11 protein-coding genes are annotated in these 14,092 nt (G+C 60.3%); 9 read left to right on the top strand and 2 right to left on the bottom strand.

The window, feature by feature from the left end; genetic code table 11:
- Positions 1–98: 98 nt before the first annotated feature.
- Positions 99–1,307: an MFS transporter gene (locus tag ACWF8S_RS03655; protein ID WP_447555476.1), complete on the top strand. Its 1,209-nt coding sequence runs from the start codon at positions 99–101 to the stop codon at positions 1,305–1,307.
- 188 nt (positions 1,308–1,495) lie between these two features.
- A complete protein-coding gene (locus tag ACWF8S_RS03650; protein ID WP_224105404.1) occupies positions 1,496–1,702 on the top strand; it encodes a cold-shock protein in 207 nt (68 codons plus the stop codon).
- A 142-nt stretch (positions 1,703–1,844) separates the two neighbouring features.
- Here the strand turns inward: ACWF8S_RS03650 and ACWF8S_RS03645 are convergent, their stop codons facing one another.
- Complete coding sequence (locus ACWF8S_RS03645; RefSeq protein ID WP_447555475.1) at positions 1,845–2,711, bottom strand: putative RNA methyltransferase; 867 nt, start codon at positions 2,709–2,711, stop codon at positions 1,845–1,847.
- Positions 2,712–3,064: 353 nt separating this feature from the next.
- Here ACWF8S_RS03645 and ACWF8S_RS03640 point away from each other — a divergent pair, with 353 nt between their 5' ends.
- A complete protein-coding gene (locus ACWF8S_RS03640) occupies positions 3,065–6,223 on the top strand; it encodes an MFS transporter (protein ID WP_447555474.1) in 3,159 nt (1,052 codons plus the stop codon).
- A 136-nt stretch (positions 6,224–6,359) separates the two neighbouring features.
- Positions 6,360–6,959: a nitroreductase family protein gene (locus ACWF8S_RS03635; protein ID WP_447555473.1), complete on the top strand. Its 600-nt coding sequence runs from the start codon at positions 6,360–6,362 to the stop codon at positions 6,957–6,959.
- A gap of 99 nt (positions 6,960–7,058) precedes the next feature.
- Here ACWF8S_RS03635 and ACWF8S_RS03630 read toward each other — a convergent pair whose 3' ends face one another.
- On the bottom strand, positions 7,059–8,798 hold the full coding sequence (locus ACWF8S_RS03630) for a mechanosensitive ion channel family protein (RefSeq protein ID WP_447555472.1): 1,740 nt from the start codon (positions 8,796–8,798) through the stop codon (positions 7,059–7,061).
- Between the two features lie 259 nt (positions 8,799–9,057).
- Here ACWF8S_RS03630 and ACWF8S_RS03625 point away from each other — a divergent pair, with 259 nt between their 5' ends.
- From ACWF8S_RS03625 to msrQ, 5 genes are all read left to right on the top strand, one after another.
- On the top strand, positions 9,058–9,276 hold the full coding sequence (locus tag ACWF8S_RS03625; RefSeq protein WP_447555471.1) for a DUF1656 domain-containing protein: 219 nt from the start codon (positions 9,058–9,060) through the stop codon (positions 9,274–9,276).
- Positions 9,276–10,145, top strand: a complete 870-nt coding sequence (locus ACWF8S_RS03620; protein WP_447555470.1) for an efflux RND transporter periplasmic adaptor subunit — start codon at positions 9,276–9,278, stop codon at positions 10,143–10,145. Before ACWF8S_RS03625 ends, ACWF8S_RS03620 begins: the two co-directional genes overlap by 1 nt.
- A gap of 4 nt (positions 10,146–10,149) precedes the next feature.
- Positions 10,150–12,237 (top strand): FUSC family protein, encoded by a 2,088-nt coding sequence (locus ACWF8S_RS03615; protein ID WP_447555469.1) that lies wholly within the window; start codon positions 10,150–10,152, stop codon positions 12,235–12,237.
- Positions 12,238–12,396: 159 nt separating this feature from the next.
- On the top strand, positions 12,397–13,413 hold the full coding sequence (gene msrP, locus ACWF8S_RS03610) for a protein-methionine-sulfoxide reductase catalytic subunit MsrP (protein WP_447555468.1): 1,017 nt from the start codon (positions 12,397–12,399) through the stop codon (positions 13,411–13,413).
- Between the two features lie 16 nt (positions 13,414–13,429).
- Positions 13,430–14,059 (top strand): protein-methionine-sulfoxide reductase heme-binding subunit MsrQ, encoded by a 630-nt coding sequence (gene msrQ / locus ACWF8S_RS03605; protein WP_447555467.1) that lies wholly within the window; start codon positions 13,430–13,432, stop codon positions 14,057–14,059.
- The last annotated feature ends 33 nt before the right edge of the window (positions 14,060–14,092 follow it).

Genomic DNA, 14,092 nt, shown 5'->3' with positions numbered 1-14,092 from the left:
ACCCCCTTTAAAGCCTGCCCAGAATAGCGCTTTCACCACTGGGTAGCGGACAGCAACAACCGCTGCCAAGCCAATAAAGAACCTGACTGGAGAGCCTGATGGCGTTTTCGTCTCGACTATCGATTTATCTTGTTGCCCTGGGCGCCTTTTCATTGGGAATGGCGTCTTATGTCACCGCCGGCCTTATCCCACTGGTGACCGCTGCCTTTTCGGTCTCAGAGGCAGTAACGGCCCAGCTGGTAACAGCCTTTACGCTGGCTTACGCCTTGGGTTCGCCGATCGTGGTGGCGCTGCTTCCCGGCCATCGCCAGCGGGCGGGGCTGCTTTCGGCGCTGGCCGTGTTCGTCATCGCCAACGTGTTGAGCGCCACCGCTGAAAGCTTTGCGGCACTGGCCGCCTGGCGGGCGGTGGCCGGCGTGGGTGCCGGGGTGTATCTGGCGCTGGGTATCGCGGCGGCCACCGCGCTTGCACCGGACGGACAAGATGGCAAGGCCATCGCCATTCTCATGGGCGGCATGGCCAGCGGTACCGTACTCGGCGTACCGCTTGGCCTGCTGCTGGCCGAGCAGACAGGCTGGGCATCGGCTTTTTGGCTCATCGCCTTGCTGGGTACAGTGGCGCTTGGCGGCCTGGCTCTCAAACTACCGCCCCTTCCCTCAGCGCCTCCCATACCGTTACTGCGCAAGGCGTTGATTCTGAAACATCCCGCTACTATCGCCATCCTGAGCGTTTCGCTACTGGGGGCCATCGCCAGTCTGGGCATGTACACCTTTATTGCGCCCTTCATGACAAGCTTTGCCTTTGAAGGCGTGCCCCCCATTGCGCTCTATCTTTGGGTATGGGGGCTTGGCGGCATTGCGGGCAGTTTCCTGGTCGGCCCGGCGGTGGACAGACTTTCAGCGCCCCGTGTGGTGCTGGCCATCATGGGGCTTCTAGCGGTATCGCTTGGCTGCCTGCCTTGGGCGGTTTCACTGCACCCTTGGCTGGCACTGGCGCCTATCGCGCTTTGGGGCGCGGCGGGCTGGGCACTGCAGGTGCCTCAAAACAGCGAATTGATGCGGGTGCGCGGGCCCCATGGCGATGCCAATCTGGCGGTGGCGCTGAACGAATCCGCGCTTTATCTGGGAAGCGCGCTCGGCGCGGCGGTCGGTGGGCTTATTGTCGCCGGCGCGCTACCCCTTTGGATGCTCGCCATCGGCGCGGCGCTGGTAGCAGGCATGGGGGCGCTGGTGCAGCTCATGCGGTTTAATCAAGGCGTGGGGTCAAGGGATCACGAGGCCCCTGACGCCTGCCGCCCATGTAAATAAATACAAAAAGGCTTTGACGCGCGGCGCCAATCATGACACTGTGGCGTCAGTTGGTTAGCAAGCAGCATGGTTTCAGAAGCGTACGATCTTTTCGGCAGCCTGATATTGTATTCCTTGTTTCACCCGCTACTTCCTCTGGGTAATACCAGGAATTTTATTACAGCGCATATGCGCGAAAGGATTTAAACATGGCAACTGGCACAGTTAAGTGGTTCAACGACACCAAAGGTTTCGGCTTCATTGCTCCTTCCGATGGTAGCGACGATCTGTTTGCTCACTTCTCCGAAATTCAAGCCGACGGCTTCAAGACCCTGCAGGAAGGCGCTAGCGTCTCCTTCGACGTTACCCAGGGCAAGAAAGGCCTTCAGGCGTCAAACATCAAGCAAACTTCTTAATACTCATTATTAAGCGTTTGTTCAGACTTCAAGTCTGACTGGCAAGGCCCGCTCATGCGGGCCTTGTTGCGTTTGGGTCTGACATAATCGCGTCAGGCTGGACAAGCTTTTGATCATGGCTTGCCCCCCCCTCCCGCGTGTTCTATTCGTTCTTGATCCACCTGATTACTCGTACATCCACCCGCACGGTCAGTGTTTCAAGGGCTGCTGCCCTTGCGCGGCCCTCGGCGCTTGCCCGATAAAGGTGTGGCGTCATGGCCAGCAGATCCGCAATGGCCTCTTTGCCATTAAGCGTCAGCGGGTAATTGACCGTCTCCGTTGCTTGCAGTGTAAACCCTTCCGGCACCGTCAGCTCACCATTGCGTTCAGGCTTGAGCGTGGGGTAAATGATCTCACGCAGCTCGCGTAAATGGCTTGAACCTGCTTCCACCTGCAACAGCACCCCTCCCGGCTTGAGCACTCTGGCAAACTCGCTCATCACGGGAAATCCGAACATGCATAACAGCCTATCCAACATTTCGCATTGCACCGGCAAGTTGGCGTTACTGCCTACCACCCAGGTGGCTTGCGGGCGGCTTTGCCCTTTCTGACGATCTTGCTTTGCCGCTGCCATGACCGCCCATTTGGAAATATCCAAGCCGATAAGTTCCAGCAACGCCGCATCAGATACCGCCTGGGCCAGCTGGCGCAGATAATAGCCTTCGCCACAGCCCGCATCCAGGCAGCTAAGCGGCATGTGTTCCGGCACACCGAGCAGGGCAGCGCGATTGATAGCCTCCGCAATGGGCTGGTAATGCCCGGCATTCAGAAAACGCTGCCGAGCAGCCACCATGGCTTTACTGTCGCCCGGGTCGTTTGAACGCTTGCGTTGAACCGGCAGCAGGTTCACATAACCCTGTCTGGCAATATCGAAACTGTGCCCCGCCGCACAGCGCCAGGCGCCTACAACATGGGTGAGCGGGTCGCCGTCGAGCGGGCAGGCCAGGGCGTTGAACGTGGTCGATGACATAAAATGAGTTTTCAGCGAAGGATAAGTCAGCAGTTAGCGTACCAAAAAGCTGGCCAAAAAGCGGTGTCCACAGCGAGAATCTCCCACTGCGACGCGTAAGTTGATGCTTTCGAGCTTTCGATCAGCGTGCCCCTTCATTCTTGCAGCTTTGGCTGCTTGCCGTGAGCTGGATAGCCACGCCGGGGTGAGCATCTTTCGGGTTTCATGCGGGCAGATGGCGCTCTGGCACCAGTACACTTTAACAATATACTGCTGCAGATCGTTTTAATGATCGTTCTGAAAACAGTTCTGAATCGATTCGCCCTTCCCCCGTGAAAGCTGGCTTCAATGCCTGAGGACAAGGTTACACGATCATGCAAAGCCTGCTGCAGACGAAAGGCATCTGGCCCTACCTTATCGCGATTTTCCTGAACGCCGTCATGGATCTTGGCCATAAGGTCATCATTCAGAATACCCTGTTCAAGAGTTTTGAAGGCCCCACGCAAATTGCGCTGACCGCGCTGGTCAACGGTTTGATTCTTTTGCCGTTCATTGTGTTGTTCACCCCCGCCGGCTTTGCGGCAAACGCCTTTCCCAAGGTGCGGGTACTACGCTTTTCCGCCTGGGTGGCAGTGGCGGTATCGCTGGGGATTACCGCGGCCTACTATTCTGGTCACTTCTGGCTGGCGTTTGCCATGACGCTCTTGCTGGCCATTCAGTCGGCGTTCTACTCTCCCGCCAAGTACGGACTGATCAAAGGGCTCTTCGGCAAGCAGCGCCTGGCCGAGGCCAACGGGCTGATACAAGCTATTACCATTGCTGCGATTCTGGCCGGCACTCTGATCTTTACCGCGCTTTTCGAGACCTGGGTCGACGCCCGCGCGGCCTCTGCCGGGGAAATGCTCGCCACTATCGCCCCGCTTGGCTGGCTGCTGGTCGCCAACAGCGTGGTACAGGCGCTCACGCTCTACCGTTTACCGTTGGACCACCCGGCCAACCCGGCCAGCCGGCTTGACTGGAAACGTACCTTGAGCGGAGGGGCTACCTGGAAAAACCTCAGCGTGATAGCCCGCCAGCCGGTGCTCAGGCTCTCGATCATTGGTCTTGCCACGTTCTGGTCGGTAGGCCAGGTACTGCTCGCTGCGTTTCCCGCCTACGCCAAGGGCGCGCTGGGTATCGACAATACGCTGGTACTGCAGGGCATTCTGGCCGCCAGCGGCGTGGGGATCGCGCTGGGCTCGGTGCTGGCCAGCCGTTTCTCGCGTAATCGGATCGAAACCGGGCTGATCCCGGTGGGGGCGCTGGGCGTGGCGCTGGGGCTTGGCTGTCTGCCGCTTCTCTCCACCCCGGGGGCCCAGGCGCTGAACTTCGTCTTCATCGGCACCATGGGAGGGCTTTTTATTGTGCCGCTGAACGCGCTGATTCAATTTCACGCCGACGAGCGGGAGCTTGGCACCGTGCTGGCCGCCAATAACTGGGTTCAGAACCTGGCCATGCTGGGCTTTTTGATCATCACCGCGCTGATAGCGCTGGCCGGGTTCGACAGCCGCTATCTACTGCTGTTGATTGCGGCCCTGGCGCTAACCGGCGGCGCTTACACCGTGGTGAAGCTGCCTCAGAGCCTGGTACGCTTCGTGCTGAGCTTTCTGCTCACTCGCCACTACCGGGTGGCGGTCCAGGGGCTGGAGAACATGCCCTCCCAGGGGGGCGTGCTGTTGCTGGGCAATCATATCAGCTGGGTGGACTGGGCCATGGTGCAGATTGCCTGCCCGCGCCCGGTACGCTTTGTCATGCTGAAAAGCGTGTATGAGCGCTGGTATCTGCGCGGCTTCTTGAAAGCGCTGGGCTGCATTCCCATCGAGCGGGGTGAAAACGCCAACAAGTCACTGGAGATCGTGGCCGACAAGCTCAACGCCGGCGAGGTCGTGTGCCTGTTCCCGGAAGGCGCCATCAGCCGCACCGGCCAACTGGGCGAGTTTCGCCGCGGCTATCAGCGCGCCTGCGAAATGGCCAACCCGGACGTCAGAATCGTCCCGTTTTACCTGCGCGGGCTGTGGGGCAGCCAGTTCTCGCGCTCTTCCAGCAAGCTGAAAGCGCTGCGCAACGCCCCGTTGCACCGCTCGGTGATCGTGGCCTTCGGCGCACCGCTTCCCAAGAACACCCCGGCGGATGTGCTCAAGCGGCGTATTTTCGAGCAGGCCACGCGCTCCTGGCAGCACGCCATGGAAGAGCTGGATACCCTGCCCGACGCCTGGATCAAGAGCGTCAAGCGCCAACCTAAAGAGCTTGCACTGACGGACGCTTCACGCCGTATGCTCAGCGCCGCCCAGGCGCTGAGCGAAAGCGCCATCATCGCCAGGCGACTGACCTCCCTTGGCCAGAAAGCACCCATCGGGCTTTTGCTGCCCAGCAGTAACGAAGGCGTACTCACCACGATGGCTACGCTGATGGCGAACAAGACACCGGTTCACCTGGACTACACGGCGACCCAGAAGACGCTCGAGCACACCCTCGCCCTCGCCGGCATCACTACGGTGGTAACCTCCAAAGCGTTCGTCGCGCGCCTTGAGCAGCGAGGGCTAGAGGTGGCGGCGCTGTTGGCCGATCGCCGGGTCCTCTATCTGGAAGATATCAACGCAGGCCAGGGGGAGCGTTTCATTACCTGGCTGAGCGTGCGCCTGCTGCCGACTCCGGTACTTCGCCACTTACTGAGCCGTTCGCACCAAACAGAGGCCACGGCGGTGATCGTCGTTACCGGCGATGGCGCCGGTGCCTTGAAAGGCGTGAAGCTGAGTCATCGTAACCTCATGGCCAATCTCAAGCAGATCTCCGATGCGCTCAACACCGAGCACAATGATGCCATGGTGACCACGCTCGCCCCTTTTGATGCCTATGGCCTGACCGCTACCCAGCTCCTTCCGTTGATCGAGGGGCTGCCACTGGTGTGCCCCTCAGACCCGCTGGATCCCGCCGGCATTGCCAAGGCCGTAGCCCGACACCAGGCGACGATTCTTTGCACCAACGCGGCGTTTTTACGTCAGCTTTCACAAAGCGAGCAAGTGCACCCACTCATGCTGGACAGCCTGCGCGTAGTGGTGGCCGGCGGAGAAGCCGTTGGCTGCGAGTTGCGCAACGCCTTCGAGCGCAAGTTCCGCAAGCTGATTTTCGAAGGCTACGGCGTGACCGAAAGTGCTCCGGTAGCAACGGTGAACCTGCCCGATGCGCTGGATATCAATTACCTTCAAGTACAGCGCGGAGCCAAGGCGGGCAGCGTCGGCATGCCGTTGCCGGGTACCAGCATCAAGATCGTCGACCCGAAAGATCTGACAGAAAAGCCCACCGGCGAGATCGGCACCATTCTCATCAGCGGCCCGCAAGTAATGCAGGGTTATCTGGGTGACGACGCCCGCACTGCCCAGACCCTTCAAGCGATTGACGGTCAGACCTGGCTGGTCACCCAGGATAGCGGTTATTTGGATGAGGACGGTTTCCTGACGCTGATGGAGCAGGCGACCGGGCTGATATCCGAGTAAGCAACGAAGCGATAAAAGAATTTTCTTCACGTTAGTAGCGGACTTTTATCCATGGATTCGACAGGTTCGCTGTATTAAATTTAGCATCATCGATTCGGGCACCGCCCATGACTCACACGATACAAGGAGAGGTTGAATGGCCAACTCAGCAATTAGCGTGTTTGAAAACCGTCGCAGCCAGTACGTTATTGGCAAGGACATCTCGTTAAGCCAGGACGAGACCACCGAGCTGATCCAGCAAGCGGTGAAACTGGCGCCCTCATCGTTCAACTCGCAAAGCTCGCGGGCAGTGATTCTGTTCAATGACCAGCACGACCGGTTCTGGCAGATCGTGATGGACACCCTGCGTGAAATGGTACCGGCGGAGTCCTTTGCGCCGACCGAAGAGAAGGTGAACCGCTTTGCCGCCGGCGCCGGCACGGTGCTCTTTTTTGAAGAGCAGAGCGTGATCAAGGGCCTGCAGGAGCAGTTTCCGCTTTACGCCGACAATTTCCCGGTCTGGTCGGAGCACTCCACCGGCATTGCCCAGTTCGCGGTATGGACGGCGCTGGCCGAGGCCAACATCGGCGCCAGCCTCCAGCACTACAACCCCATCATCGACGAGGCCGTCGCCAAGGAGTGGGATCTACCCGCCACCTGGACGCTGCGCGCGCAGATGCCGTTTGGCTCTCATGAGGCGCCGTTTAGCGAGAAGACGTTCATGGACGACAGCGAACGTTTCCGCGTCTTCTCCTAGGACGCTTTCCGTCCAGGACATCTTGCGCCTGTGCGTTAGCCCAGGCATCAGAAAAGCCCCGAAAGCCTTGCTTTCGGGGCTTTTGAGTACAGGCCGGCTTCAATCGTTGCCTTCCTCCTTGGGGCTGGAAGTGGCCATGATGGTTTTCTGTATCTTGGCGCCTTCGCCCTTGGCGATATCTTCGTGGCTGATCACCATGATATCCCGCGGCCACCACTCGGGATGCCGGTCCCTCACGAAGGTCAGCATCTTTTCACGAAGGTTTACCTCTGCATACCAGCCGACCAACGGTTCGGAGGTGACGAAATAGCAGGTCAGCGTCTGCTGCGAGCCGTTTTGCGCCGTCACTGCGCAGAGAAGACGGTGATGTTCGATGACGTTCTCCTCGAGTTGCGCGTACTCCATGAATTTCTTGCGCAGGGTCTCGATATTGGCGCTGATATGAAGCGTCATCTCCAGGGAGCGGTAAAGCTTGGAGCTTTTGACCGACAGGTTCTCGAAGGGCTTGGAGACAAAGTAGGTGACCGGTACGATCAGGCGCCGCTCATCCCACACTCTCAGTCGGATATGGGTATAGAAAATGCCTTCGACGTAGCTCCATTGGCCTTCGAACATGATCAAGTCGCCGATCCGAATCGGCTTGGCAAGCGACAGCTGGAACGAGGAAAGAATGTTGCCCAGTACCGCCTGACCGGCGATACCCACCAGCACCGCGAGCACACTGGCCGAGGCCAGAATGGACAGGCCCAGGGTTTCAAAAAGCTGGATCTGGCTGAGCACGTAGACCGATGCGCCGGTAACGGTCAGCAGGATGATCGCCCGGCGCACGGCGTAAAGCGACGTGAGAAAGCGGCGTTCGTCGCGGGTCTTGGTGTCGTCTATTTCCCCTACCAGCTTTCTGGCCATGTTCAACAGGATGGTATCTATCAAGCGTAGGGCAATGGAGCCAAGCCCCCAGGCGATCACCATGACCAGAAGCACCCGAAACGTCGTCGTCGCCATGGCCGAAAACGAGACCACGTAATCCAGCAGCGTCTGGGTGATGAAGGCGATTACCAGAAGCGATGCGGGCGTTTTGATACGCGTGACGAAAATGGAGATACTGCCTGAAGGGAGTACTCGCGCCGTTAACTCCACCAACTTGTTAACGCCCCAACCCAACGCGATGATCATCAGGAAAAACAGGGGGACGGCGATCCACTCCCAGATCATCAGCGGGCCAAGCGAGGTCTTGAAACGCTGGGGAAGCTGATCTTCGACCCAGGACGGGCCGTACTCTTCATAAAGCACCGGAATGGAGGCTACGCTCTCGGGCATGACCAGCCACACGGGCTCCTCCCCCTCGACGCGGTAGCGTCCCAGGCGAATATCATAGGTTTCCCCCCCGGAATCCAGCGTGGTCAGTTCGATATCCCGGCGCGGTTTGCCGGCCAGCGGATTCTCGCCGGTGGTGCTTTCAATCACGGCATCCTGGCGGGCGGGCAGGTTGGAGGCCGTCAGCCAGTCGCCGCGCTTCAACACCTCGGAGAGCTGCATGGCGAGTTCTTCCCCGCGCTCGCGCTGTTCATCGGTGTCAAAGTTGGAGAGGTTGAGAAGGTGGGCCGCGTCCTGGTAGTTACCCTCATCGGTCAGCGACAGAAAGTTTCTGATCGCCTCGCGCGGCGTGACGCGAATCAGATCTTCGGGGGTCTCGCCCAACCCGGCATTGATTTCCTCCTGAACAAACCAAAGCGTGTTGTTGCCGCTCTCGTCTTCGTCGCTTTGGGCGAAGCTTGCGCTGGTCAACAGCACCATCGCAAGCCCCATTATCCATACGGGCCATGCAGCCATTCGTTTCATACATTCATCCATTAATGGTGTCGGCTTGGCGAGCCATCTCGAACGCTGACGCTTGCCCATTGCTGGCTTTTCGCCGGATAACGCAAGGTCATTTCCCTGTCAGCCACCTGTCAAGCGCCAAGCTTAGCGCACCTGGCGGCCGTTCGCGCAACAACCTGCGTAAATGACTATACTGGCGAGGCGAACACCGCCCGGTGCCAGGCACTAAACGGCCCAGCAACGCCCTCTTTACGCGAGCACCCAAGGAATCGATGACGTTATGGGTCTTCAGGAAATCGCCATTGGCGGTATTTATATTAGTCCGCTGCTGCTCTATGCGCTGCTGGGTTTTCTCTCGACGCTCATGTTTCGTACCCTTTTGCATGTCATTGCAGGCCCGCGCACGCTGTGGTTTGAGGCGTGGTTCGATGTATCGCTGTTTGTGATTCTCACCGCGCTGATCACCTTCATATTCACTGTCTTGCTCGAGAATCCCTGATGCGCCCATCGCTTCGTATCCTGTTGACCCTGGTGATGGTCGCCCTGGCCATTGCCGCCGGCACCTGGCTTTGGCGCTACTATCTTTATACCCCCTGGACACGCGATGGTCGGGTGCACGCCGATGTCATCACCATCGCCCCCGACGTTTCCGGCTGGGTACGCTCGCTCGATGTCAGCGATGCCGATCATGTCACCCAGGGCGATACGCTCTTTCAAATCGATCAAGCCCGCTACCAGGCCGCGGTGGACCAGGCCGAGGCCGAAGTCGCTCACCGCCAGGCCACCCTTGAGCTGCACCGCGCCGAAGCCAACCGGCGTAACCAGTTGGGCAACAGCCGGGCGATCAGCGAAGAGAACCAGCAGATCGCACAGATCAACTCCCAGGTGGCCGCAGCAGACCTGGAACAGGCCCAGGCGGCCCTGGCCAGTGCCCAGCTGGATCTTGAACGAGCCAACGCCACCGCCCCGGCCAGCGGCCATATTCTTAACGTTCAGTTCAGTGCGGGTAATTTCGTCAACCGGGGCACCCCGGTCATGGCCCTGATTCGCGAGAACTCCTATTACGTGGTGGGTTACTTCGAAGAGACGAAGATGACCTCTCTTCGCGTGGGCGACCCCGCCGTGGTGACCTTGATGCAAGGCGACACCCAGCTAAGGGGCCGGGTGGCGGGTATCGGCCGTGGCATTGCCGATACCAACACTGCTCTCAACGCCCAGCTTCTGCCTCAGGTGGCTCCCACGTTCAACTGGGTACGCCTGGCTCAGCGCATTCCGGTACGCATCGCGCTTGAGGAGGTTCCTGAGCAGATGCTGTTGAGCGTGGGCATGACCGCCACCGTTCGCATTCGTCCAGACGACGACGGATAACCTCATGTCGCCGCTTGTCAGAACGTATCTGATGCCTGAGGTCACGGCGGTCAAGTTTGCCATCAAGACCACGCTTGCGATGATGCTGGCGCTTTATGTCGCATTCTTCTTCGACCTTGAGCGCCCCTACTGGGCGCTGATTTCCGCCGCGTTTCTACAGGTGCGGCCCATGAGCGGCATGGTGATCGAAAAAGGCATCTGCCAGCTGCTCGGCACGTTCATCGGCGCCTTGGCCGGCATCGTGATCATGGCGTTTTTCGCCCAGGCACGGGTACCCGCGCTTGTCACGCTGACGCTCTGGATCATGCTATGCACCTACGTGGGCTCGCTCTGGCGCAACAACTATACCTACGGCTGCCTGATGGCCGCCGTCACCGCCATGCTGATCGTGGTGATAGCCAGTAACAGCACCCCCGCCGGAATTTTCACCATCGCCATGGCCAGACTCACCGAGCTTGGCCTGGGGGCAATTTGCGCGACGCTGGTCAGTTCCCTCTTGTGGCCCACCCGAGTGGGAAGCCATCTGGCCCAGCAGGCGGATACGGTGATCAACCGCGCCTTTACCCACGCCGCCCTTCGCCTCGAGGCCAGCGACGAACGTGACGTCATGTTCCAGGCGCTGCGGGAAAGCCTTGGCGCGCTGACCCAACTTGAAACCGACAGCCAGGCGGCGCGTTTTGAAGGCCCGGAAGGGCCTGGGCGCATTCGCGCCTCGCACGTGCTCACTCGGCGCTCGCTGCGCTTTCTGGCCAGCCTGCATGCACTTCACCAACTGCTTTTCGATCACGCCGAGCGCCTTGACCCGCGCAGCCTGGCCATCGCCCGAGAACTGGCCCAGGGCTTTCGCGACGCCGAGAACGTCAAGGGCGTCGGTGAGGCGCGCGGCCATCTTCAAGCGCTGCGCTCGCAGCTTCACGATAGCGACGAAGCGACCGATCACCATCTGGCCCCTCTGGATCGCCGTCTGCGTCTCGGGCTTCGCGAGACCCTGGGCCATGCGATGATCATGCTGGACGCTCGGGAGGCCATCGCCACCCCCGGCACCTATCAGCTCAAGGCAGGGCCTCTTGCCTGGCACCGGGACCGCTTGAGCGCCAGTATCAACGCGCTGCGTTCGGGGCTGGTGTTCGCGGCGCTTGCCACCTTCTGGATCGTGACCGCCTGGAACAGCGCCATGGTGGCGATGATGCTGGGTACGCTCTTCTCGGCGTTCTTTGCCAGCCGGGATAACCCGGTCACCGTCACGTTGATGTTCTATAAAGGCATGCTCGCAGCGATCCCCAGCGCGTTTCTTTTCGGCCATGTGCTGCTTGCCCAGGTGCATGACTTCCCGTTGATGGCCGTGGTATTCGGCACGCCGCTGTTTCTGGGGCTTCTGGGCGCCGCCAACCCGGCGACCATGGGGTACTGCCTGGCATTTACCATTTTCAATATTTTGCTGACCATGCCAGGCAACGACATGGACTTCTCCTTTGACGGCTTCGCCAACCGGGTAGTGGCCGCCATCATCGGGCTCACCACGGTAGTCACGGCGTTTCGCCTGCTGCCGGGGCTGGGCACGAAGCTTCGCAGGCGGCGTCTGATCCACGCCATTTCCCGGGACATACACAGGCTGCGCCGGCACACCATCGCGCAAAGCGAAACCCGCTTTGGGGGCCACATGGCCGACAGGCTCCTGCAACTCGCCCAGCACGACGACATGCTGGCCCGGGACCAGCGCCATCTCTTTACCCTGGGGCTGACGGGGCTGGATATCGGCACGGCCATTTTGCGCCTGCGCCACCAGCTGGATAACACCCCCCACCCGGCGATTCAAAGGGCCCATCGCCAGCTGTTACGCACCCTTGCCCAAGGGTTCGAACAGAGCGCCCGGGGCCATGCGCCGCAAGGCATCATCGAGGCGGGTGATCACCTCGATGATGCCTTGAAAAACCACGCTCATGAGCCCGAAAAGCGCCGGGAACTGCTCATTGGCCTTGTCGAGCGGCTTGCCCTGTCGCTTGACCGCCTGGCGGATACCCTGGCCCACCAGCCCGGTCATATCCGCGTGAACGAAAACACACCGGCGGCCATCGCTACCCCTGACCGTTAAACCCGGTGGTCTACACGTTGGCGGGACGAACTTTTCGATCAGCCATCCATCGAATCACACGTATGGCTAGAAAAGCCGAGACAGCCTTGCGTAAAACTAAAACATCAAAGAAAGCGCCCTTCGCCACCGCACCCCAGGGCCGATGCCAGGGAGATAAACATGCTTATCAAAATCGCCAGACCCAGCGACCTGCACGAATCCGACGTGACGCCAGAGTCTGTCTATCTCAGCCGGCGGCGCTTTCTAGGCGGCGTGGCAGGGCTCGGCGCAGGGCTTGCACTTTCGGGCAAGGTCAAGGCCAGCGAAGATTACACGGATGTGCCCCCCGGCGAGGCGCCGGCCTGGCTTGATCAGAAAATCAGCCAGACTCAGTGGCGCGCCGTGACCCCTCGTGATCCCGACAAGGACACCCTGGCCCCGTTCGAGGATGCCAGCGGCTACAACAACTTCTACGAATTCGGCACCGGCAAGAGCGACCCGGCCAGGCGCGCGAGCAGCCTGCAGACCGAACCCTGGAGCGTGGTGGTGGATGGCGAGGTGAACAACGGCGGGCGCTTCACGCTGGAGGACTTCGCCCGGCCCTCACAGTTCGAAGAGCGCATCTACCGGTTACGCTGCGTGGAGGCGTGGTCGATGGTCATTCCCTGGCTGGGCATCCCGCTGGCGGAGGTGATCCGCCGGGCCGACCCCACCAGCAAGGCCAAATACGTGCGTTTCGAGACGCTGGTCGACCCGGAACAGATGCCCGGGCAGCGCTCGTCGTTTGCGCTGATCGACTGGCCCTACGTGGAAGGGCTTCGTCTCGATGAAGCCATGCATCCTCTGTCGATCCTGGCGCTGGGCATGTACGGGCGCGAGCTGCCCAACCAGAATGGCGCGCCGCTCAGATTGGTCGTGCCCTGGAAGTACGGCTTCAAGAGCATCAAGTCCATTGTGCGTATCTCGCTGGTCGAAGAGCAGCCGGTCAATTCCTGGCAACTGCTCGCCCCCAACGAGTACGGGTTCTACGCCAACGTGAATCCGGAGGTCGATCACCCCCGCTGGAGCCAGGCCACGGAGCGGCGCCTGCCCAACAGTCTTTTCAGTCCCAACAACATCGATACCCGCATGTTCAACGGCTACGCCGAGGAAGTCGCCGAGCTGTACGCCGGTATGGATTTAAGCACCCACTATTGATGGCGGAGCAGTATTGATGGCACGACAAGGCAAGTGGCGGCTCTGGCGCGGGGCGGTATTTCTGGCGGCACTCGCGCCACTTCTTTATTGGGGATGGCAAGTCTATCAGGGGGCGGCGGGGCCGGAGCCCGGGCGCTATCTGCTGCTCAACATTGGTATCGGCGGGCTCTGGCTGATGCTCTTGACGCTGGCCCTGACCCCCTTGACCAAGCTCACCCGCTGGAAAGGATTTGCACTGATCCGCCGCCAGTTGGGGCTTTGGACACTGGCCTACGCCACGCTTCATCTGCTTTGCTATGCGCTGTTTATTCTCGGGCTGAACTGGGCGCTGCTGGGGGCCGAGATCGTCAAGCGTCCCTATATCATCGTCGGCATGCTCGCACTGATCGGCCTGGCCGTTCTAGGGGCCACCTCCAATCGCGCATCCATGCGCCGGCTGGGCAAGCGCTGGAAGGCCCTGCACAAGCTCGCCTATCCCATTCTGGGTCTCATTCTTCTGCACTTTTTCTGGGTAGTGCGGGCGGATATGCAGGAGTGGGCGGTTTACGCCGCCCTCGGCACTTTACTGCTCGCTACCCGCCTGCCGCCGGTGGCACGTGCCCTGCCCAGAGCGCGTCAACGCCTCGCCAGGCCCCGCTCGCCATAAGGTCTTTTTAACGTCCTGCATGCGTGATGCCAG

Source organism: Vreelandella xerophytica (genome assembly GCF_968048975.1).
Note: the sequence above shows the minus strand (reverse complement) of the source record. Positions and strands in the feature narration are given on the sequence as shown.

Excerpts from the sequence above, each read along its gene's own strand:
- ACWF8S_RS03625 (WP_447555471.1), top strand. The coding sequence starts at position 9,058 with ATGGGTCTTCAGGAAATCGCCATTGGCGGTATTTATATTAGTCCGCTG.
- msrP (WP_447555468.1), top strand. The coding sequence starts at position 12,397 with ATGCTTATCAAAATCGCCAGACCCAGCGACCTGCACGAATCCGACGTG.
- ACWF8S_RS03640 (WP_447555474.1), top strand. The coding sequence starts at position 3,065 with ATGCAAAGCCTGCTGCAGACGAAAGGCATCTGGCCCTACCTTATCGCG.
- ACWF8S_RS03655 (WP_447555476.1), top strand. The coding sequence starts at position 99 with ATGGCGTTTTCGTCTCGACTATCGATTTATCTTGTTGCCCTGGGCGCC.
- msrQ (WP_447555467.1), top strand. The coding sequence starts at position 13,430 with ATGGCACGACAAGGCAAGTGGCGGCTCTGGCGCGGGGCGGTATTTCTG.
- ACWF8S_RS03630 (WP_447555472.1), bottom strand. The coding sequence starts at position 8,798 with ATGAAACGAATGGCTGCATGGCCCGTATGGATAATGGGGCTTGCGATG.
- ACWF8S_RS03615 (WP_447555469.1), top strand. The coding sequence starts at position 10,150 with ATGTCGCCGCTTGTCAGAACGTATCTGATGCCTGAGGTCACGGCGGTC.
- ACWF8S_RS03645 (WP_447555475.1), bottom strand. The coding sequence starts at position 2,711 with ATGTCATCGACCACGTTCAACGCCCTGGCCTGCCCGCTCGACGGCGAC.
- ACWF8S_RS03620 (WP_447555470.1), top strand. The coding sequence starts at position 9,276 with ATGCGCCCATCGCTTCGTATCCTGTTGACCCTGGTGATGGTCGCCCTG.
- ACWF8S_RS03650 (WP_224105404.1), top strand. The coding sequence starts at position 1,496 with ATGGCAACTGGCACAGTTAAGTGGTTCAACGACACCAAAGGTTTCGGC.
- ACWF8S_RS03635 (WP_447555473.1), top strand. The coding sequence starts at position 6,360 with ATGGCCAACTCAGCAATTAGCGTGTTTGAAAACCGTCGCAGCCAGTAC.